20 protein-coding genes are annotated in these 20,745 nt (G+C 40.5%); 13 read left to right on the top strand and 7 right to left on the bottom strand.

Annotated elements, in window-relative coordinates:
* The first annotated feature begins 50 nt into the window (after positions 1–50).
* Together leuS and UABAM_RS07720 are read left to right on the top strand one after the other, a co-directional pair.
* Entirely contained in the window at positions 51–2,639 is a 2,589-nt protein-coding gene (leuS, locus tag UABAM_RS07725) for a leucine--tRNA ligase (RefSeq protein ID WP_151967422.1), read from the top strand.
* Positions 2,640–3,574: 935 nt separating this feature from the next.
* Complete coding sequence (locus UABAM_RS07720; protein ID WP_151967421.1) at positions 3,575–5,500, top strand: AAA domain-containing protein; 1,926 nt, start codon at positions 3,575–3,577, stop codon at positions 5,498–5,500.
* Here UABAM_RS07720 and UABAM_RS07715 read toward each other — a convergent pair.
* Complete coding sequence (locus UABAM_RS07715) at positions 5,497–7,005, bottom strand: hypothetical protein (protein WP_151967420.1); 1,509 nt, start codon at positions 7,003–7,005, stop codon at positions 5,497–5,499. The two genes, UABAM_RS07720 and UABAM_RS07715, sit on opposite strands and share 4 nt — an antisense overlap.
* Before the next feature lie 257 nt (positions 7,006–7,262).
* On the opposite strand from UABAM_RS07715, the gene UABAM_RS07710 reads away from it, so the two are divergent.
* The 9 genes from UABAM_RS07710 (at position 7,263) to UABAM_RS07670 (ending at position 14,229) form a co-directional block, all read left to right on the top strand.
* A complete protein-coding gene (locus UABAM_RS07710) occupies positions 7,263–7,835 on the top strand; it encodes a hypothetical protein (protein ID WP_151967419.1) in 573 nt (190 codons plus the stop codon).
* The gene (locus UABAM_RS07705) at positions 7,828–8,034 is read left to right on the top strand and encodes a hypothetical protein (protein ID WP_151967418.1); all 207 of its coding nucleotides are present in this window, start codon (positions 7,828–7,830) and stop codon (positions 8,032–8,034) included. Before UABAM_RS07710 ends, UABAM_RS07705 begins: the two co-directional genes overlap by 8 nt.
* 124 nt (positions 8,035–8,158) lie before the next feature.
* On the top strand, positions 8,159–9,229 hold the full coding sequence (locus UABAM_RS07700) for a type III polyketide synthase (protein ID WP_151967417.1): 1,071 nt from the start codon (positions 8,159–8,161) through the stop codon (positions 9,227–9,229).
* Positions 9,211–9,783 (top strand): isoprenylcysteine carboxyl methyltransferase family protein, encoded by a 573-nt coding sequence (locus UABAM_RS07695; RefSeq protein WP_151967416.1) that lies wholly within the window; start codon positions 9,211–9,213, stop codon positions 9,781–9,783. The genes UABAM_RS07700 and UABAM_RS07695 overlap by 19 nt, the downstream gene beginning before the upstream one ends.
* Before the next feature lie 4 nt (positions 9,784–9,787).
* Positions 9,788–10,048, top strand: coding sequence for an acyl carrier protein (locus tag UABAM_RS07690; RefSeq protein ID WP_173013190.1), 261 nt, complete (start codon positions 9,788–9,790; stop codon positions 10,046–10,048).
* 1 nt (position 10,049) lies between these two features.
* Entirely contained in the window at positions 10,050–11,822 is a 1,773-nt protein-coding gene (locus tag UABAM_RS07685; RefSeq protein ID WP_151967414.1) for a fatty acyl-AMP ligase, read from the top strand.
* Positions 11,815–13,047, top strand: coding sequence for an NAD(P)/FAD-dependent oxidoreductase (locus UABAM_RS07680; RefSeq protein ID WP_151967413.1), 1,233 nt, complete (start codon positions 11,815–11,817; stop codon positions 13,045–13,047). The genes UABAM_RS07685 and UABAM_RS07680 overlap by 8 nt, the downstream gene beginning before the upstream one ends.
* Positions 13,048–13,157: 110 nt before the next feature.
* Positions 13,158–13,418: a hypothetical protein gene (locus tag UABAM_RS07675; protein ID WP_151967412.1), complete on the top strand. Its 261-nt coding sequence runs from the start codon at positions 13,158–13,160 to the stop codon at positions 13,416–13,418.
* Positions 13,419–13,479: 61 nt separating this feature from the next.
* A complete protein-coding gene (locus UABAM_RS07670) occupies positions 13,480–14,229 on the top strand; it encodes a LexA family transcriptional regulator (protein WP_151967411.1) in 750 nt (249 codons plus the stop codon).
* Positions 14,230–14,236: 7 nt separating this feature from the next.
* Here the strand turns inward: UABAM_RS07670 and UABAM_RS07665 are convergent, their stop codons facing one another.
* Genes UABAM_RS07665 through UABAM_RS07655 form a run of 3 tightly spaced genes read right to left on the bottom strand, consistent with a single transcriptional unit; the run spans position 14,237 to position 17,348 of the window.
* Positions 14,237–15,430, bottom strand: coding sequence for a hypothetical protein (locus UABAM_RS07665; RefSeq protein ID WP_151967410.1), 1,194 nt, complete (start codon positions 15,428–15,430; stop codon positions 14,237–14,239).
* 53 nt (positions 15,431–15,483) lie between these two features.
* Positions 15,484–16,965, bottom strand: a complete 1,482-nt coding sequence (locus UABAM_RS07660) for a hypothetical protein (RefSeq protein WP_151967409.1) — start codon at positions 16,963–16,965, stop codon at positions 15,484–15,486.
* A 41-nt stretch (positions 16,966–17,006) separates the two neighbouring features.
* Positions 17,007–17,348 (bottom strand): hypothetical protein, encoded by a 342-nt coding sequence (locus UABAM_RS07655; protein WP_151967408.1) that lies wholly within the window; start codon positions 17,346–17,348, stop codon positions 17,007–17,009.
* A gap of 111 nt (positions 17,349–17,459) precedes the next feature.
* Here UABAM_RS07655 and UABAM_RS07650 point away from each other — a divergent pair, with 111 nt between their 5' ends.
* Both UABAM_RS07650 and UABAM_RS07645 read left to right on the top strand, forming a co-directional pair.
* Positions 17,460–17,714, top strand: coding sequence for a BolA family protein (locus tag UABAM_RS07650; protein ID WP_151967407.1), 255 nt, complete (start codon positions 17,460–17,462; stop codon positions 17,712–17,714).
* Positions 17,715–17,762: 48 nt separating this feature from the next.
* Positions 17,763–18,083, top strand: a complete 321-nt coding sequence (locus UABAM_RS07645; RefSeq protein WP_151967406.1) for a glutaredoxin family protein — start codon at positions 17,763–17,765, stop codon at positions 18,081–18,083.
* Positions 18,084–18,098: 15 nt separating this feature from the next.
* Here UABAM_RS07645 and gshA read toward each other — a convergent pair whose 3' ends face one another.
* The 3 genes from gshA to pdxS are packed head-to-tail and all read right to left on the bottom strand — an operon-like array spanning position 18,099 to position 20,739.
* Positions 18,099–19,232, bottom strand: coding sequence for a glutamate--cysteine ligase (gene gshA, locus UABAM_RS07640; RefSeq protein ID WP_229759365.1), 1,134 nt, complete (start codon positions 19,230–19,232; stop codon positions 18,099–18,101).
* 38 nt (positions 19,233–19,270) lie between these two features.
* Positions 19,271–19,861: a pyridoxal 5'-phosphate synthase glutaminase subunit PdxT gene (pdxT, locus tag UABAM_RS07635; RefSeq protein WP_151967405.1), complete on the bottom strand. Its 591-nt coding sequence runs from the start codon at positions 19,859–19,861 to the stop codon at positions 19,271–19,273.
* A complete protein-coding gene (gene pdxS / locus UABAM_RS07630) occupies positions 19,861–20,739 on the bottom strand; it encodes a pyridoxal 5'-phosphate synthase lyase subunit PdxS (protein WP_151967404.1) in 879 nt (292 codons plus the stop codon). Before pdxS ends, pdxT begins: the two co-directional genes overlap by 1 nt.
* Between the last annotated feature and the right edge of the window lie 6 nt (positions 20,740–20,745).

Below are 20,745 nucleotides of genomic sequence, written 5' to 3'. Positions count from 1 at the left end.
GGTACTTGTGAAATTGCTTGGTGGCAATTTTGAGTAAAGGAATGTACAACATGCGATATGATTTTCAAAAAATTGAACCAAAGTGGCAAAAACATTGGTTAGAAAATGACACTTTTAAAAGTGAAGTAGATAAAAGCAAACCAAAATACTATGTATTAGATATGTTCCCCTATCCTTCTGGGGCAGGTTTGCACGTTGGTCACGTCGAGGGTTATACCGCTACAGATATCGTAGCACGTTATAAGAGAATGGCCGGATTTAATGTCATGCACCCTATGGGATGGGATGCATTTGGTCTTCCTGCCGAACAATACGCTGTAAAAACCGGCCAACATCCACGAGAGACAACCGCGACAAATGTCGCTAATTTTAAAAAACAAATTCAGTCACTTGGTTTATCATATGACTGGAACCGCGAAGTAAATACTACGGATGAAAAATATTATCGTTGGACACAGTGGATCTTTTTGCAACTCCATAAAAAAGGACTTGCTTACGTTGCGGAAGTGCCGGTCAATTGGTGTCCAGACTTAGGAACAGTACTTGCCAATGAAGAAGTACCGGAACAAGTAGCGAAAGGTTATCGTGTTGAGCGCCGTCCGATGCGACAGTGGATGTTGAAGATTACGGCGTATGCCGAAGAGTTGTTACAGGATTTAGACGACCTTGATTGGCCAGAAAGTCTAAAAGAAATGCAACGCAACTGGATCGGAAAGTCAAAGGGGGCGGAAATTGACTTTGCGATAAAGAATCACGATGAAAAACTGCGTGTCTATACCACTAGACCAGATACTATTTTTGGTGCAACCTTCATGGTATTGGCTCCTGAGCATCCTCTTGTAGAAAAAGTAACGACGAGCGATTGTAAAGAAGCGGTGTGCTCTTATCAGGAACAGTCTTCTTTAAAATCTGAACTAGAACGTACCGAACTTAGCAAGAAAAAAACCGGAACATTTACCGGAGCATATGCGATAAATCCAGCAAATGGCCAAGAGATTCCTATTTGGATAGCTGACTATGTACTTGTCAGTTATGGTACAGGTGCTATTATGTGTGTACCTCATGGGGATGAACGCGATCACGAGTTTGCTGAAGTTTTCGATCTCGATATTGTTGCCATTACCGATGACAATGAACGCTACATCAATTCGGAAAATAAAGAGAATGGTTTTGTGCTAAATGGTTTGGAAAAAGAAGCGGGAATTGCTACAGCAATAGAGTGGTTGGAAAAAAACAATTGTGGTGAAGCAAAGACCAATTACAAAATACGCGACTGGTTGTTCTCACGTCAGCGTTACTGGGGAGAACCTTTTCCTGTCGTATACAATGACAAAGGTGAAGCCCAAGCGCTCAGCGAAGAAGAGCTTCCTGTTTTGCTCCCCGAAATGTCGGACTTTAAACCAACAGGTACTCCCGAAGCACCGCTATCGAAGGCCACTGAGTGGTTGGAATACGAAGGGAAAGACGGCAAGAAATATGTGCGAGAAACAAACACGATGCCGCAGTGGGCAGGATCTTGTTGGTACTATTTGCGTTTTCTAGATCCAGACAACGAAGATAAGTTTTGCGATCCCGAAAAGGAAAAATACTGGATGCCGGTTGATTTATACATCGGTGGCGCAGAACATGCTGTTTTGCACTTGATCTATGCACGCTTTTGGCACAAAGTCCTCTATGATTTGGGTTGCGTAAGTACCAAAGAACCCTTTCAAAAATTGTTTAACCAAGGAATGATACTTGGTTACACATATCGCAATTACAAAAACGACAAAGGCGAAGTGGTTTCCCACAACGACGCAAAGTGGAAAGTGGAAGATAGTGGACAAATTGCCTACCACAAAGAAACAAAAGAAGAGCTAAAAGTAGAGTTGGTTGCCCCACATGAAGTGGTGTGGAAAGATGGTAAGGTATATCACGAAGAGTTGGATTGTGAGCTAGAGGTAAAAGCGGAAAAAATGTCCAAGTCTTTGGGAAATACAATCAACCCTGACGTAATCATTAAAGATTATGGCGCAGACTCTCTACGTCTTTATGAAATGTTTATGGGGCCACTTGAGCAGGAAAAGCCATGGAACGACACGGGTATTGAAGGTGTACACCGTTTCTTGCGCAAAGTGTGGCTACTATTTATCGATCGCGAAGGCAATTTGAATGAGTCGATCAAAGACGATGCAAAACTCGACAAAAATGTGGAAAAGCTTTTGCACAAGACCATTGAAAAAGTGACAAACGATTTGGAAAAATTGCGCTTCAACACCGCAATTTCACAGTTGATGATTTTGGTCAATGAGCTAGGTGGTAAGGAAATAAACAAGGAATGTGCGGAAACATTGCTAAAGTTAATTTCGCCACTAGCACCACACATCGCCGAAGAGTTATGGGCACTATTGGGTAACGATCCGTGTGTATGTGAACAGGAATGGCCAAAGCACGATCCAAAACTCGTCGTTGATGATGAAATCACTCTTGTTGTCCAAGTAAACGGTAAATTCCGCGCGTCATTAAAAGTGGCAAAGGGACTTTCTAAAGACGAGTTAGAAAAGATTGCCCGCGAAGATGAAAAGGTAAAAACACACCTAGACAAAGAAGTGCGACGTGTAATTGTTGTGCCAAATAAATTGGTGAATTTTGTACTGTAATTCTTCTCCGAATTGGTGCCCTCACCATCGAATAGGAGATTTCAGCGAGGCTGAAACCTCCTATCCTCATACCTCTCCCACAGGGAGAGGTGTAATGCTTCTCTTTTGGTAAAAACAAAATTCACTTGATTTGCGAGACAATAGCTATAACACGACTATGCTTTTTGAACGGCATAAAATAACACAAATGGAAACAAATTCAGACGTGTTACGCCTCTCCCTGTGGGAGAGGCATGAGAATTAAGGCTTTTAGCGAAGCTAAAACCGTAAATTCGATGGTGAGGGCACCAATTCGAAGACCGAATCCCTGATCTTCAATCAACCTTCAACAATTACGATGGTGAGGGCACCAATTCGGAGACATAATCCCTAAACTTCAACAATTACGATGGTGAGGGCATCAACCTGAAGAAAGAATACCGAAATGGGAAAGAATTTCCCAATAGACATAAAAAAACTTCACCTAATTTTACTTAGATGAAGTTTGCATCAAGACTGCGCAAAATAGTCAGAAGCATAGCTACAGGGGTAGTTCAGGAACATTCCCTACTACTACTCAGGGTAGTTCTCGGCAATTAAGCTTTCGACAAAAACTTAAGTTGTTATCTAAGAACCACTTACAGATACCACTTCTAGCTGAAAAGTACAGCGCGCGCGCTCGAACAACCAGGACGATCACCATGGTGCGCACCGGCGCTGCCGCGGTAGTGCAGGGGACCCTAAAGAGGGACGTACTACTACATAACTAGGTGTATATCTATAAGAAACCTTTCCCTTCCTTATTGGAAACCAATAACTTCAGCAACCGAAGTTGCCACAGGGATCGCCCACAATAGTGGGCTAGGCAGCCAGTCTAAAATAGTTCGAAAATTATACCTGAAAACGATACTCCATGCAACAAAAAATAAAAAAAAACATTTCTATAGAGAAAATAAATGCAAAAACAAAAAACAATAGAAGAGCTACAAAAAATTCTAGAACTTATTGAAGTGGAACGCAAAGAAGACAATCGACTTTTTGTGGAAATGGTATTAGAGACATCCATAGAGGAAAGAAAATCGCGCGGTATTACATGGTACCCAATCACTATAAATAAGGAATATCTTGGCTTAGGGGGAACATTTGTTATCGAAATAGAAACAAAAGATAAAAACGCGGAGCATAATTCTTTTAGCAATGGAGCCGTCGTTTCCCTTTTTGCGGAAAAAGGTCGCGGAAAAAAAAATCCTTTTGTCGGAGGTGTTGTGAAAAATGTGGAGAAAAACACCATGACGATTTGTTTGTACAGCGACGAATTGCCTGAGTGGATGGAAGACGACAAGCTGGGAGTGGATTTGGGAAATGATGAGAAAACTTTTGTACAAATGCAGGAAGCTGTGCGCCGTGTTATCGAAGCCAAAAATAACCGTCTAGAGGAATTGCGCGATGTTATTCTCGGAAGTACGCCACCAAAGTTTTCTTCGCTACCACGCACAGTGGTAGAAGGCATAAATCCATCACAGCAACTTGCGGTTGACAAGGTGCTTTGCGCTGCGGATGTTGCTGTGATTCACGGTCCTCCTGGTACGGGAAAAACCACGACGATGGTAAAAAGTATTTGCGAAACTCTCAAAGTTCACGAGCAGGTACTTGTTTGTGCTCCGAGCAACACGGCTGTTGATTTACTTGCGGCAAAACTCATTGAGCAAAATATTGAAGTCTTGCGTTTGGGGCATCCTGCACGAGTCCATCGCGATGTACTTGATAACACAATTGATGCCAAGATGTTGCGCCATGGTGACTACAAGCTACTAAAAAAATGGCGAAAGGAAATCCAAGATCTACGCGCGCAGGCGACGAAGTACCATAAAAATTTTGATAGGCATAAACGCGAACAACGCAAACAGCAATTCCTAGAAGCCCGTTCGTTAGTGCGCGAAGTTCAGCGTTTAGAAAAAGAAATATGCCGCGAAATTTTACGCGAAACACAAGCGGTTGTTTGCACGTTAACGGGAGCAAATCACGAGCTATTAAAAAACTGTGAATTTGAAGTTGTATTTATGGATGAAGCAGCACAGGCGCTAGAAGGAGCTAGCTGGATTCCTATTGTTAAGGCGCGTAAAGTGATCATGGCCGGGGATCATTTACAGTTACCTCCGGTAGTAAAGTCCGTTGAAGCTGATAAAAACGGTCTGGGAATCAGTTTGATGGAAAAATGCACAACGCGCCAAGACGTTGCGGTGATGTTAGATACCCAATATCGCATGCACCAACGTATCATGAATTACTCAAATCGCGTGTTTTACAACCAAAAATTGCAGGCGGATCGCAGTGTAAAAGAGCGATGTCTGGCAAATGAAATATCGGTAGTGGATTTTATCGACACTGCGGGATGCGGTTATGAAGAGCAAATAAATCCGCAAACAAAAAGTCGGTACAATCCTGGGGAAGCACAAGTTCTTTTTACCCACATGCGTGGTTTAATTCGTCTGCTAAGTGCAGACGAAGAAATGCTTGGTAAGTTGAGTGTGGGTATTATTTCTCCGTATAAAGAGCAAGTTCGTTATCTCAAAGAAAAGTCATTTGAGCATATGAAAATATATGAGGTTTTCGGTCCACGACTATCCATTAATACCATTGATGGCTTTCAAGGACAAGAACGCGATATTATTTACATAAGTTTGGTGCGCAGCAACAGCAATAGCGAAATTGGTTTTTTAAAGGATATTCGACGTATGAACGTCGCCATGACGCGCGCAAAACAGAAGCTTGTTGTCATCGGTGACAGCGCTACGATTTGCGCGGAAGATTTTTATAACGGATTTGTCGAATATATCGAAGAAATTGATAGCTACACCAGTGCATGGGAAATCAACACTTAGCCTTGTGAAGGTTTACGTTTGAGAATACTTAGGCACGTATACAAAAAACGATTGAAAAAGTGTTCGGTCGCGGTATCCTCTCCTCCCCAAATTGGCATGTATATTCCAAATTTACTAAAAGAATCATAGAGAATAAATGTTGCGACTCCGTCGTCGCTTGAGGCACTATAGATCATTTGCACGGGATATGCTAAGTTACCGAGAACAGGAATTATACCGACAAATAGCGCTACCCAAGGCTTCCTTTGACCATAGAAAGAGTTTTGCAGTATACGAAATAATGTGTACAAACTTCTTGCCACCGGACCAGCAATTAAAATTAAAAATATCGACGTTGGCAGATTAATTACTTTAGAAAACAATAAAAAAGGTACGAATACGTACTCGAAAGTTTTGACAAATGGCTTTATGGCGATATGAACACCAAAATCGGTGATGAATGCACTGGCATCGCCTTGCCCCATCTCTTCTTCTAGCTTTTGTACAGTTTGTGGACGTAGTTGTTGACGTTGTTGCCAGCGTTTAACGCTTTTCTGTACATAACTGCGCGCTTTTTGTTCGCGATATTTTTGGGAAAAAACAAACTTGATCGCTTTCTTTATTTTTTCTGGAAGGGGAAAACGCATCAGCATTTGCACTATTTTTTTTGGTAAAAAGAATAATGTTTGTATTACTAGCCATAGAATGCGGAATATTTCTCGTCCATACCACAAAAACGAAAAGCGCTTGTAGAATGCAAGTTGCTCATCATTTATCTTATTTTTTTTATGTGCGTAAGTAAGTGCGCGGTGAATTCTTTTTGTATTTCGCCATAAATTTTGCTGTTGCTGCAACTCCTCAATTTCTTTTTGCAAAGATGAGAAATCGCTTTCGCTAAAAAAAGAATTCAGCTGTTCGTGGTTGCTTTGTAAATAAGTTTGGAGTTTGTTGATATCGACATCATCAAATAACGCGCGGCGATGTCGAAAACTTTTGGGAAGATAAAAGGTAAAGAGCGGCAATGGATTCAAGGGGATGAGCGCGGGAACGCCTGATTCCAAATCGATCCACACCCAACTGCTTTCCGTGCGTAAAAAATTGTTGGCAGCGACGGGATTTCCCATGCCAGCTTGCCACACCAATCCGTCAAAACCGCTTTCTTTTAATTTTTTTTGTAGAGGTAGCATGACATTGTTTTTTAGGTAATGAAAACTAAGCGCATCGTCTTCTTCTGTATGAAAACAGTGCTTTAAAGATGCGGTACGCCCATCAATGGGCTCTGCTTGCAATTCATATGCTTTGTATTCGGCATTCCATTCCACATCATAGGCCTCGGAGACATCGACGCGATCACTGAACCAAAAATGGGTAAGTTTTTTGAGGATGTTACGGCGTAGGTATGCACAGCGAATAGCATGTTGATCCCAAGTGTAAGCGTTAGGTGCTCCGGAAAAAACGTAATGTACTAAATTTGCTAGGCGACTACCTATGAATATTTTGTGAACAATTTTTTGGTTGTCGTCCATGAAAACAACACCCGAGCGTCCCTGACCCAATTTCTTCATGACAATATGGCGAGGGAGTTATTGGTGAAAATGTGTGACAAAATTCCCTCACACTTCCTTTCTAGCTATCTTCACAAATTTTTGCGCTTTTATTCGTTTGCAATCAAATGTATTTGATGTTATTACTAAAACATAAAACACATTTGATTGCTACCTGAATTTTGTGGAAATTCATAATCCTGTTAATCCTGTCTAATTTTTTTTGGTTAGGACAAAATGTGCTATTTTCTAAGCAACTTTCTTTTATAAAAAATATTTCTTGGGATGAAATTATTCATACTTGGAAACAAGACGAGGTTGACCAGGCTTTTTGGCAAAAGATCTATAAAGAATACCCTTCATGGGAAGCGTGGCGTGAGGCCTGTTTAAAAAAATTTGCATTGCCAAAAGATGATTGGAAAGTTTATCGTATTCACGATCCTGTTTTGTTTGCTAGTATGGCGTATTGTGGTCCTTTTCATACATGGTTCAAACATTATTCCAATGGCGAATTTCCCACAGAAAAAGAGCGAGAGCGCTCTACATTTGGGTACATAGTTCCCAATAGTTCTCTAAAGGAAAATCCTAAAATCAACAGTATTATGCACGACTTTCCACAGTCAAGTCAGGTGTTGGGAGTTAGTGATGGACATAAATTCATGTTGTATGAAGGGCATCACCGTATGAGTGCTTTAACATTGGCGAAAGAACAAGGAATAGAAATTGCTACCGAGTTAAGTATTGCGTTACGCTTATTTTCCGTAGAGGAATTTCGAAAACATTTTTATCCGCAAAGGACACACCATGGATAACAAAAAAAACGCACAACATGTTTTGTGGGAGATCTTAGATAAACGCAAGGAGGCTATGACCGTTGAAGAATTAGCTGAAGTGAGTAAATTAAAATTATCAAGCGTTCGTGCGACACTGGGAAAGATGGTAAAGGAGAGAATCTTGCGCCGTGCTGGGGGTGGAAAATTTTGTGTAGTGAGTAAGAATACAAAACGATAAAATTTTTCTTGTTGCATCTAAAAAACATATTATAATGAGCCAAAGACAAATCAAAGTTAACTTTTGATTTTCGCTTTAGTTATGATTGTTTAGCACAAAAAAATTTTTTAGAAAGCGTAATCTCATGCCTTATATTCACAGTGTTAGCTGTGCATTTCCTCCTCACTATTATGACCAAGACACTTTAATCGATGCCCTAAAATCTAGATGGTCGGCTAAATTTTTTAATCCTTCGCGTCTAGAAACCTTTCATCGCAACGTTCTTGTCGGTGGACGCCATTTGGCGTTGCCAGTTGAAGAATACGATAAACTTGAAGGCTTTGGTGGGCACAACGATGCTTGGATTCGAGTTGGGCTTGATGTAGCTGAACGAGCAACGAATAATCTTTTACAACAGGCGGATATTTCTCCTGAAGATATAAATTTATTGGTGAGTAACACGGTCACAGGAATTTCTGTACCGAGTTTAGAAGCGCGCTTAATGAATAAAATATCTTTTTCCCCATATACAAAACGTTTGCCCATTCTCGGTTTAGGATGTCTTGCTGGTGTTGCCGGTATCAATCGTGTATGTGACTACCTGGAAGGTCATCCGAAAGAAGCAGCTATATTTTTTAGCGTTGAACTGTGTTCCTTAACGCTACAACGACAAGATTTGAGTATACCTAATATTATATCTTCTGGTTTGTTTGGCGATGGTGGAGCAGCTGTACTACTCGTGGGAGATGAGCATCCTCTTCGTGAAAGTTCTCCTTTTGAAGTCTGTGGTTGGCGTTCTGTTTTTTTTCCAGACACCGAGCGTATTATGGGCTGGGATATGGTAGATAGTGGTTTTAAAATTGTTCTTAGCAGTAAAGTTCCTGACATTGTATCTAACGAAATGCCGCGAGCAGTTGCTGACTTTCTACAGGACTATAATACACAAAAAGAGCAACTTGAGTTTTATGTTGCGCATCCAGGTGGTCCAAAAGTACTAAAGGCGATGGAGGAAGCGTTGGATCTGAAGCCCGACGACTTAAAATATAGTTGGGATTGTTTACAAAAACACGGCAATATGAGTTCTGTATCAGTACTATTCGTGTTAGAAGCTCTTTTGAAAAGTCTGCCAGCAAAAGATTCCTTAGGGTTGATGACGGCTATGGGACCTGCCTTTTGTTCTGAATTGGGATTAATTCGATGTTGTTTACCCCAATAAATTTATACATTGCACTGGTTGTATGTGTTGCCATACAAAGATTATGGGAAATGCGCGTCTCTGCGCGAAATGAAAAAAAATTAAAAGAAGAACTCGGTGCAATAGAAAAATTTCCCAGACATTTTATTTTTATGAAATTAGTCCATGCGTTGTGGTTAGTGAGTTGCGTCGCCGAAGCATACTATCGGCAAAATCCACCGCAGTGGTGGCTTATCGTTACAGGAATCGTGTTTTTACTAATCGGTCAAATACTACGCATCGTTGCGATCAAGACTCTGGATGGACGTTGGACAGTTAAAATTATTGTCATTCCCGATTCGCAACCGGTGACCGGCGGAATTTATCGTTACATTCGCCATCCGAACTATTTAGGCGTTATTATTGAAATACTTGCCCTACCCATTGTATTTGGCTGCTTTATGACTGCCATTGTTTTTAGCATAGGCAATGCTTTGGTTCTATTTGTGCGTATTGGTGCAGAAGAAAAGGCCTTGCAGTCTGTTAGTGAATACAAAGAGTCGTTACCTGATCATCGTTTTATACCCCGTGAGTAGAAAAATGAAATTAGATATCTATAATGAAATTGTGCGTATTTTGCACGAACAATGTGAAATTGAAACAGAGAAAATAAACAAGAGTTTAGATTTGCAAAAGGATTTGGGATTAGACAGTGTCGGTTTGTTGACATTGGCAACTGAAATAGAGAACCATTGGGAACTTTACTTGAACGAAACTCCCGAAGACCCTCCACAAACAATAGAAGATCTCGTAGATTTAATTGATATTCGATTGCAAGAGAAAATGGCGATGGAGTCGTAAAATGGAAAGTAAAGTCAGTGATATAACTTTAGATCAACTTTTTTCGCGTGCTGTAGATGACCCCGAAGTGAAAGTTCACTTTTGGAAAAATAAAAACAATATTTCAAGCTATACATACAAAGAACTTGAAGACAAAGCACTTCTTGTTACTGGGAAACTTCAACAACTCGGAGTTAAAAAAGGAGATCGCGTTGCCATTGTTCTACCAACAGACCCGAGTTTTTATCACGCATTTTTTGGCACTATTTTTTGTGGAGCAATCGCAGCGGCCTTATACCCACCGGTCCGTTTAGGACGTATGGATGAATGGAAAGAGCGCACGGCTCTCATGCTAAAAAGCATCAATTGCAAAGCAGTAATTACCGATAAGAAAATTTTTAACCTTCTTGGTGAACCAGTACGCACAGCCTCTCCTGAATTAGGCTGTTTCACTGTGGATGAATTGCAAAAAGATGGCATTCGCGGTGAAGTCCCACAGTTAGAACAGCGCGATTTATGTATCATTCAGTTCAGTTCAGGAACTACGGGCTCTCCGAAACCCGTAGCGTTATCTCATGCCAATATAGTCAAAAATGCGTACTCTATTTTGAGCACATTACCTGGAGACGTAAAAGAGCACAGCGCGGTTAGCTGGTTACCTCTGTATCACGATATGGGACTTGTGGGATGTTTGTTCAGTGCAATGATGGCTGTTCGCGACTTGACATTGATTCGTCCCGAGCAGTTTATCGCACGTCCGAAAATGTGGTTAGAGGCACTTACGGTACAAAAAGCGACGGTATCTGTTGCGCCAAATTTTGCTTTTGGTTTGTGTAATAATCGCATTTCAGAGAAAGATATGGCCGAACTTGATTTGTCAAAGTGGAAGGTGGCACTGTGTGGCGCCGAAGCGGTTCATCCAAATACCCTGAAAAACTTTGCGCAAAAGTTTGCCAGTGTTGGTTTTAAGGAAACTTCTCTTTCTCCTGTTTATGGTTTGGCAGAAGCAACTCTTGCGGTTACTTTTTCTCCTTTGGAAGATGCGCCGACGTCGACAATTTTTGATCGCGAACAGTTAGAAATTCATGGGAAAGCAGTGCCCGCGGACTGTGGTGTAACTCTTGCTTCCGTTGGTCAGGCGCTACCTGATACTGAAATTGAGGTGCGCGATGCAAGTAACGCAAAGCTTGATGATAACATTATTGGGCGCGTGTGGGTAAAAAGTGCTGGTATTATGGAAGAGTATTACTTAAACCCCGAAGCGACAGCGGAAATCATTCGCGATGGTTGGCTTGATACAGGAGACCAGGGATTTATCCATGGGGGAAATTTGTATCTTTGTGGCCGTTATAAAGATGCCATTATTATTCGCGGACGTAATTACAGCGCAAGCGATATAGAACATTCTTTGGAAGAATTACCAGGCGTAAGGCAAGGTTGTGCGGCAGCTTTTAGCGATTACATTCGCGAAGAAGACGACAGCGAAAGTCTTGTGGTTTTAGTGGAGTATCGCAAAAAACAAGTAGAAGACACCGAAGATCTCAAGAAAAAAATTAGTGATAAAATCCAACTGCAATGTAATTTAAAGGCCGCAGATATTTTACTTTTAGAACCGGGTACTCTGCCACGAACTTCTTCCGGAAAAATAAGACGTAACGCTGCCAAAATACAATGGCGTCACCACAATTTGCAAAAGCCGGGCAAAGGTGGTTTGAAAACAGTGCTAAAAGAAAGTATCCAAGGCGTTTGGCAACATCGCCAAGCACAACGGGAAAGAAAAGTAAAAAATGTCTAAGGTACTCATTGTTGGTGGTGGACCAGCAGGTCTTGCAACAGCCATTACTCTGGCTCACCACAACATCGCATGTGTGGTCATCGAAAAAGGGTCTTGGCCACGAGACAAAGTTTGTGGAGAAGGTCTTATGCCTACCGGTGTGGATTTTTTACATAAATATGGTGTATCTGATCATTTGCCACACGATGGATATTATCCTTTTGTCGGCATTCGCTACTTGGATGGCAAGATCGTTGCCGAAGGTAAATTTAGAAGTGGCGAAGGGTTTGGTATCCGGCGTTTACATTTAAGTGGAGCATTGTTAAAGACCGCCCAAAGTTTTTCGTGTATTGAGATTCGTGAAAAAACGCGCTTGAAAGATTTTAGTTGCGATGCTGACGGTGTTACAGCACTGCTACTGAGCGAAAATAAGCACGAAAGCAAGGAAGAATTTGCCGTTGTTGTTGGCGCAGATGGACTTCGTTCGACTGTAAAACAAATTGCCGCGTTGACAGGGACTCCTCCGGGAAAACAAAAAAGATGGGGTGGACGGCAACATTTCGCAATTGCTCCATGGTGTGACCATGTTGAAATACGCTGGCGAAAAGGTGTCGAGGCATATGTAACACCTTCGGGTAGTTGCCGTGTCGAAATTGCTTTTTTGTGGGACCGCGATCAATTTAAGCCACGTAAAGAAAATTGGTTCGGCAGTTTGTTAGAGCTATTTCCCGATTTACAGGAAAAAATTGCTGACTGTGAAGAATTGAGTAAAGCGCAGGGGATTGGTCCTTTAGCCGTAGGGTGCAGTTCTGCTATTTCTGATCGTGTCATCTTAATTGGTGATGCACAATTGTATCTCGATGGAATCACCGGGGAAGGCATTTCTATGGCATTTGAACAAGCGGAAATCATTGGCGAAGTTCTACCGGAACTTATTGCAAAAAATCGTCTTTGTAAAAATTCGCTTAAGGTAATCGAGAAAAAGTTTTCTGCTCCCGCAAAAAGATATGTGACCCTGACGCGCTTGGCGTTATTTTTGACACGCCATCCATTGCTGCGTCGATTGGCAATGCGCGCTCTTTCACGTTCTGCCACTTGTTTTCAGCATTTTCTGGAGGCAAATATGGGAACACGTTCCTTGTGGAAGTTACCTATCTTATCTACATGGCAGTTACTATGGGGAGTTTTTTTTCCAAAATATGTAAACTCTTTTTCTGCACAAGAAACACTACGCGATGTAGCATAAGAGAGGTATCTCCTTGCCCAATACACGAAATTTTATTGAATTTCACCTAAAATTTTCGTATGATTAAGTAATAAGAGAATCTGCTATTATCATTAGAAAGGTGGCTGTTCATGGCTGAAAATAAAAAAGGTGTTAAAGTTAATGGTCTAAAACAACAAGGCACAAACGATTTAAATGTACACAAAAATGTGAGTGGACATGGAAAAGCTCCTGGGCAGGTAGGATTAGCTGCCCCACATAGCCTTGATGGGATTCGCAAACCAAGACCTGAACAACGTGTTGATACCGGTAAACGCACGTTTGGAGGTGTTTCTGCACCTAAAGTATCTGATCAAACATATGATCTATATAACACCAAAAAGAAAAAGTAAATAGCACTGCGCATAAATTGCCATACTTTTCGTATGGCAATTTTATTGGAAAGAGTAATAAATGACTTCGGTATTCGGTAAAAAAATTCGCGAAGCTCGTAAAAATTTAAAACTAACCCTTGATGATGTGGCTAAAAAAATCAAAACTTCTAAAGGGTATCTCTCCGAAATAGAAAACGGTAAAAAAAATCCCCCCTCCGACAAAATGATCCGCAAACTTTGCAAGGTTCTTAACATCGATCGTAAGATTCTTTTACGCCTTTCTCACATTGACAAAATTCCCGAAGATATCAAGCAAGAACTACATGTCTCCAAAATTATTACCCCTTCTAAATACCTAAAAGAAAAAGGCAATGAATTGTCTTCTATCCTGGAAGAGGAATACAATAAACGCAAATCAATGCCCGAAGATTATGTTCCGCTGGTGAGTAATTATGAAAAAATTGAGGGTGACTTTGAAGAATACATCAAAAATGTTCAAGAGTACATTCGCTTCAGATTGCATAAGGCGTTGGTAGTATTTGCTCTACAGATATTTGATGATACCATGGAACGCAAAGTTTTCCCGTGTTTTTCTAAAGGAAATATTGTATTTTTCTCTAAGATAGAACATATACATCGCAATGATTTTGTATTTGTGATTTATCAAAATCAAGCGGGAATGCAAAAAATATTTCGCCAGGTAGTGGAATCTAATCGCGGTAAGATTTATCTAAAAGCGCTCAATCCGCGTTTGCGTAGGGAAATTGTTGTACCGCGAAAAAGTATAGTGGGCATTTGGCGTGCGATCGGGCGACTTGATTTGTTGTAGGAAATTCTTAGCGGCGATAAAGGTGGGCGACCACTCGCCAAATTTCAGCAAGATACAATTCCAGTTTTATTTTGACAACCTGCTTTGTGTATTGTATTTCAATAACATCAGCCCTTTTGATTGCGGTACTTATATTGTCGCGTACGACTATATTTTTTTCCATAAGCTTTCTTAGGCTTCTATTGTCGTGTAATGGTAAATCCATGATGTAAATGATCAGTTTGTGGTAACCATCGGCACGCGCTCTTTCCAAACCAATTTTCTTTGCCTTAACTGTACCTACGGTTTTGGGAATAAAACTTTCTCCTGTGACAAGTATGGTTTTGTTTGCCCATTGTGGTATGTAAATCGTTTTACGCAAGCGTTTATGTCCTTTTTGAGTGGGAATCATACCCTTTCCCTTTGCAATAATGCGTTGCGAGCGCACATATTTATGTAAATTTTCAAAATGCTGTGCGTTCCAAAAATCACCTTTGTAGTGTGTTGAGCAAATTTTTGCTAGGGCCTGTTCAATATCGCTTACCTTCACTTCAATAACCACTTCCACAACACCGAGATTTTGATGCTGCAAGTGCGTTTGTAGTTCGTTTTGGCGAATAAACATGACAAATGCGTTGTGAATATCGCCACTTTCTGTAACGAAATCATTGACCTTCAAATCAGAATGAATGCGCATATTTTTGATGATGTCTGCAAGATGCTTGTATGCATTTGTCTGGGCGCAATGTATGGCGAAATTTTTCGCTTGTTGATTTGCAGGCGTAGGTTCTAGTATATAGCTACCTATGGGAATGGCACCTGTGGCGTAGAAAATTTTTTGGGAGTATTGGTGTAAATTTCCGATAGCGGGTTGATAGCCGCGGATATTGTGTTTGCGCGTTAACTCGTGTAAACTTAAGATGACATTTTCCAAGGTGATGGCGATTGTAATCTTGTAAGCTTTTTGGTGAGCATCTACATAGACTCCTATTTGCTCTATGTGTTTGTTGTATATCTCACGGAAATCTTTTTGCAATTTACGGCGGTAAAGAAATGTTTTTATACTACCGTCGTTAGCGAGTGGTAAGTTGGTTATCTGCAATTCTAAGTTGTTCATTGCATCTCTTCGCGCTATTTTATTTGCAATAGTTACCGAGGGATCGTTGCTTTGGGCAAACAACACGGTTATAGAGAAAAGAGTCAAAAATATGTAAATTTTCAAGAACATTTCCTTTCAGGATTTGTTTGTAGACACAACACGCCGCACATAATTAATTATGTACGCAAATTTTTATTTGTCCACTCGAAAAATAGAATTGCTATTATTATATAACCAATCGTTATTAAAGTATAGTAGGTAGCCATTATTTTTACATTTGCCGCAGGAGAACTGGCGATAAAGTTAGAGACCAGGGATGTTGCCCCATGGAGTATTGTAAAAATAATGTATGTGTAGATTGCGGCTGCTCCTGAAGTTTTGACTCGTGAAGATAAGCAAAAAGCGCAGCTGAAAATAGCGAGGAGATTGGTAACAGACATGGTAATGTACAACCACTTCCCTTGGGTATACTTCGGAAAAAAATATATAAAAATAGCGCTAAAAATGATCATGAGAATAATAAAGGGGGCACTGTAAAATAAAATGGCCCGGCTTTTTCCCAAAATGATTTGACGATTTGACAGTGATGTGAGTCGCAAAAAGTCAAAACTTTTGCGCCGCGTTTCGCGCACAAATGATCGCGTACATCCCGAAAATAGGGTAAAGATTGTACAGGGAATGGTTATGATGAGTCCTGTCGTGGTAAAAGACAACAAATTAAAAGGGACAGGACGCGCATAGAGGTACATAAACAAAAAGTGTGAAAGATAAGTTGCCAAAGGAATGGCAAAGAGTGTGAGAAAAAATCGTACCAAAAAAGAACGATTGCCACCATATACTTTGTAGTAATCACGCCAAAAAATGGGATTGTCATGCTTCGTATTCATTTTTGATTTTTTAATGGTCTGTGGCTCATTGAAAATTAAAATGTGACTGCGCAATAGTTTCGCGGCCATATGAAGGAATATAACGGTTAGTATTGTTTCAATCGCTAAGTTTGTGAGAGTCAAAGACCACGAAGAGGTGGCGAGAATTTTTTCCACGACCAAAAAAGGGGAGAAACTTTGGCAAATGTAAGTCGTAAAAGGAGATACAGCAAAAATGTCGGGGATGATGGCGATGAGCATCGAAGTGCCGAGCCACAATAATGCGACGAGAAATGCCAGCACTTGTGTTTGGTAGGAAGCGTGAAAAGAAGCAACGAGAAGTCCTATGGAATTAATGACCATGACAAAACTCAATTGGACAATGACAATCTGGAGTATCTGCGCAGGTGCGATTCCTCCAAAACAACCACAAACAAATAGTAATGGGATAATGCCAAAGTAATAAGCGTAAAACATTGCCAGAAGAGCGAAAAATTTTTCATAGAGAATGGATGAATAGCTTATTGTCGAAAGACTGAGGAGGGCCAAGGTTTGTTGTCGTTGCTCTTGAACAATACTATCGGTAGCAATTGTAGGAATTGTGATGAGGAAACAGGCAAAACTAAGTAGTGAGAATTTCGCAATAATTTGCCCTCCAAGTCCATCGTAGCTTGTCGCAGAAAAAAAATAAAAGCAAAAGAGCATTGAGAGTGCAATGACTAAAAATGCTCTTTTGAAGTAAAAGTAACGATCGCGACTAAAAAAACGTAGATCTTTTGTTAGAATAATCATCAAAAAGGCTCTCCGGATATTTGTCCAGAATAAGTTGTGTGTTACAAAGCGTGGCGTACCATGAGTTGTATTAGAAAAAATATCAAAAACCAACAAATCGTGACCTGTACTTTTTCTTTTGTAGAATGTTGGTTTGTTTTGTGAATGAAAATGGAAAATACAATAATCGAAAGTACAGCAACTAATAACTGCATAGGGTTACGAATGAATGTCAGGCTAGTCAAATATGTTGCGGCGTACTTAGATAATAGGGGGATAAATGTCAAAACAATGGATATAAAGAGAATGTTTTTCCATTTTAGTTCGTGCTGCATAATGCGCATAGTGAAAGATATACTAACAAAATATATGGCGAAAAATACCACAAAATCGATGGCGTTCATTGTTTATTCCTTGGGTAAAATTCATTGACAAATAAAAAAATTCGTTTAAACTTAGGCGTGATTATAACTGAATCACAATATTACAATACTTTTTTATGAAGGGCGTAAAATATGACTCCACAACAGATTAGTGACACTCTACAGGCCGCCATTCCCGAAGCAGAAGTACGTGTAAACGACTACACCGGCGGAGGAGACCATTTTGAAGTTATTGTTATGAGTAATAGTTTTGAAGGCGTTAGCCGCGTAAAAAGACATCAAATGGTTTACAAAGCTCTAGGAAACGCGATGGATGGTGAAATACACGCCCTAGCTCTAAAAACACTTACGATCGCAGAGTTTCAAAAACTGGCCAATAACTCATAATACACAGGTAAATTTTGTCGAAAATATCTTTTCTTTCAGGTAAAAATCATGAATAGAGATATTCAAAGAGAAATTAAGAAAATTATTGACGAGAATCGCGTTGTTCTCTTTATGAAGGGCACACCTTCCTCTCCCATGTGTCGTTTGAGTGCAAACATTGTCATGATGTTAAAAGAGCATGGAATTCACGATTTTAAAAACATTGACATCCTCAATGATTTCGCGATACGTGAGGGTGTTAAAGTTTTTAGTGATTGGCCCTCACTTCCCCAATTATATGTAAGTGGCGAATTTATAGGGGGAAGTGAAGAAGTTCAAGAACTGTACGATAGCGGTGTTCTTGAGAAAAAATTACAGGATAGTATGTAACGCAAAATTTGTCTTTTAGCTTTTGTCACAACAACATGCCATGGCAAAAATCTCTTGTTCGCGAACTATGTTCGTTTGTATAGCAGATTTTAGTATATCTTGGATCGAGTTACCGCTATTGTATAAATTGAGCCATTGTTGTGATATGCTACCACGATCTAACATAGCAGGTACTTTCTCTAGAAAACACGCAAAGCCATGTTCTTTTGCGATAGGGTGAACTTGGTTGTATATATCGTTAATCCAATCGCGTATTACAACTGACTCACCTGTGGCCCAATTGGTGACTTGTGCTTCGAGGCTTTCTTCTGCTGCTTTTTCATCATTGTCATCTGCAATGATACGCAATTCTTCATTGCTGAAATTTTTATTAAGTGGATCTATGGTTTCGTCGTGAATAATTTGTAAAACTCTTGCTTCAAGTAAAGCTGTTAGCGTTACAAGCTCTACTGGGTCAGAGATTAAATCACAAATGCGTAGTTCCAATCGGTTGAGATCATAAGGACGCTTACTTCCATTTGGGCGAACACTTGTCCATAAATGACGAACATTTTGCATATTTTTTTCTTCGATTTGCTGTAACATCCAATCGATATAGTGCTGGTGGTTGGAAAATACCGGTACGATTTTCGGTGTTTTGGGAAATCTTTTCCAACGTGTAGAGTGGTATCCTGTCACTTGGTTATCTATAAAAGGTGAGGAAGTACTCATCGCTAGATACATAGAGGCTTCCATGCGTATAACACGACAAGCACGCATTAAAACTTCTACGTCTTCTTCTATACCAAGGTTTATGTGGATGCTCGCCGTTACGACATCTGTGCCGTAGGTTTGTTCGATAAAATCGTGATAGGGATTGTCTGGATAGGAACGCACAAATTTTTTGGTATCTCCCAGAGACATGGTACTTCCGGGAATGATGGTATAGTTGCGACTCTTCAGATATTCCCTTAGCGCCACGCGCGGTTGTATGAGCTTGCATATAGATTCTTTATAGTCCCTTGTTGGTGACGTGATGTACTCTACATTTCGTGCATCAGGTTCTCTTTCAAATCCTTCCAAATCTCTACTGATCTTGTCGGATAAGCCAATAATTTCCGCATCATATGTACCTGTGTACATTTCTACTTCAAAACCTTTGTTCAACAATACTATATTCCTTAATGTCAGGAGTTATAAATGTTTGGTTAGGGCGTCTTTATGTAATTATCTATAAAGTAACGATGAAATGTGCAACCCGAATCTAATTCTGGATGAAAAGTAGTGATAAATATGTTGTTTTGTTTTACTGCGACGATTTCTTGCTGTTGCTTCCATTCAATATTAAGTAGGTTTTCACAAGTATGTACAGAATGAATGCGCGGTGCTCTGATAAATATTAAGTTTACCTGGCGATTATCTAGAAAAGAAACTGGCGTTTGATATTGAAAGCTATCGAGTTGACTGCCGTATGAATTTCGCTCGATATCTATGTCAACGATACCTAGAGGTAGTGGGTTTGGCTGCCCATCTACATTACGTGAAAGAAGTATAGCCCCTGCACAAGTTCCCCATACAGGTAAACCTTGTTGAATTTTTTGTGCAAGAGGCTCCATTAGCTGGAATTCGTTTAACATTCTGGTGATGCAAGTACTCTCGCCACCCGGGAGAATAATTGCATCAATAGCATTTAAATCCTCTGGGTGACGAACTTCGCGTGCATCAGCTCCCGCTTCGTTTATTTTTTTTTTGTGCTCTATAACACTTCCTTGGAAAGCCAAAACACCAACTGTTTTCATTACCAGCCTCGCTTTGCCAGCTTTTGATCTTCTGGAATTTGTGCTATTTCCAAACCTGACATTGCATTGCCTAAATTTCTAGAGACTTCCGCCAGTACTTGTGGGTTTTTGTAGTCACTTGTGGCTTTGACGATGGCTTCACCTGTTTTTTGTGGATTCTCAGACTTAAAGATACCGGAACCAACAAATACCCCTTCCGCACCCAACTGCATCATCAGTGCTGCATCGGCAGGTGTTGCAATTCCTCCCGCAGAAAAATTGACGACAGGTAATTTACCGTTTTTTGCCACCTCACATGTTAATTCGTAAGGCGCACCGTTTTCTTTTGCCCACACCATTATTTCTTGAGGCTCCATACCAGAAATTGTTTTAATGCCTTCGCGTATGGCGCGCATGTGGCGAACAGCTTCTACGACATTACCGGTTCCCGCTTCACCTTTGGTACGGATCATCGCTGCCCCTTCTGCAATGCGACGTAAAGCTTCTGCTAAGTTTGTTGCCCCACACACAAAAGGGATTGAAAATACTTTTTTATTGATATGGTGTTTTTCATCAGCAGGAGTTAATACTTCAGATTCGTCGATATAGTCGATCTTTAACGCTTCAAGTATCTGGGCCTCTACAAAATGACCAATACGTGCTTTCGCCATTACCGGAATGGAAACCGCTTCTTTTATTTCAATAATTAGGCTTGGGTCTGACATTCTGGCAACTCCACCTTGCTTACGAATGTCGGCAGGAACTCTCTCTAGGGCCATGACCGCGACTGCTCCAGCATCTTCTGCAATTTTAGCTTGCTCCGCATTTACAACGTCCATGATCACGCCACCTTTAAGCATTTGTGCTAAATTTCTATTTAATTGCTCTCTGTTTTCCATTGTATT

Source organism: Candidatus Uabimicrobium amorphum (genome assembly GCF_009002475.1).
GTDB lineage: Bacteria > Planctomycetota > Uabimicrobiia > Uabimicrobiales > Uabimicrobiaceae > Uabimicrobium > Uabimicrobium amorphum.
This window is presented reverse-complemented; position numbering and strand designations above follow the sequence as displayed.

Excerpts from the sequence above, each read along its gene's own strand:
- UABAM_RS07705 (WP_151967418.1), top strand. The coding sequence starts at position 7,828 with ATGGATAACAAAAAAAACGCACAACATGTTTTGTGGGAGATCTTAGAT.
- UABAM_RS07700 (WP_151967417.1), top strand. The coding sequence starts at position 8,159 with ATGCCTTATATTCACAGTGTTAGCTGTGCATTTCCTCCTCACTATTAT.
- UABAM_RS07695 (WP_151967416.1), top strand. The coding sequence starts at position 9,211 with ATGTTGTTTACCCCAATAAATTTATACATTGCACTGGTTGTATGTGTT.
- UABAM_RS07720 (WP_151967421.1), top strand. The coding sequence starts at position 3,575 with ATGCAAAAACAAAAAACAATAGAAGAGCTACAAAAAATTCTAGAACTT.
- UABAM_RS07685 (WP_151967414.1), top strand. The coding sequence starts at position 10,050 with ATGGAAAGTAAAGTCAGTGATATAACTTTAGATCAACTTTTTTCGCGT.
- UABAM_RS07670 (WP_151967411.1), top strand. The coding sequence starts at position 13,480 with ATGACTTCGGTATTCGGTAAAAAAATTCGCGAAGCTCGTAAAAATTTA.
- UABAM_RS07645 (WP_151967406.1), top strand. The coding sequence starts at position 17,763 with ATGAATAGAGATATTCAAAGAGAAATTAAGAAAATTATTGACGAGAAT.
- pdxT (WP_151967405.1), bottom strand. The coding sequence starts at position 19,861 with ATGAAAACAGTTGGTGTTTTGGCTTTCCAAGGAAGTGTTATAGAGCAC.
- UABAM_RS07680 (WP_151967413.1), top strand. The coding sequence starts at position 11,815 with ATGTCTAAGGTACTCATTGTTGGTGGTGGACCAGCAGGTCTTGCAACA.
- UABAM_RS07690 (WP_173013190.1), top strand. The coding sequence starts at position 9,788 with ATGAAATTAGATATCTATAATGAAATTGTGCGTATTTTGCACGAACAA.
- UABAM_RS07715 (WP_151967420.1), bottom strand. The coding sequence starts at position 7,005 with ATGGACGACAACCAAAAAATTGTTCACAAAATATTCATAGGTAGTCGC.
- pdxS (WP_151967404.1), bottom strand. The coding sequence starts at position 20,739 with ATGGAAAACAGAGAGCAATTAAATAGAAATTTAGCACAAATGCTTAAA.
- UABAM_RS07650 (WP_151967407.1), top strand. The coding sequence starts at position 17,460 with ATGACTCCACAACAGATTAGTGACACTCTACAGGCCGCCATTCCCGAA.
- leuS (WP_151967422.1), top strand. The coding sequence starts at position 51 with ATGCGATATGATTTTCAAAAAATTGAACCAAAGTGGCAAAAACATTGG.
- UABAM_RS07675 (WP_151967412.1), top strand. The coding sequence starts at position 13,158 with ATGGCTGAAAATAAAAAAGGTGTTAAAGTTAATGGTCTAAAACAACAA.
- UABAM_RS07660 (WP_151967409.1), bottom strand. The coding sequence starts at position 16,965 with ATGATTATTCTAACAAAAGATCTACGTTTTTTTAGTCGCGATCGTTAC.
- UABAM_RS07655 (WP_151967408.1), bottom strand. The coding sequence starts at position 17,348 with ATGAACGCCATCGATTTTGTGGTATTTTTCGCCATATATTTTGTTAGT.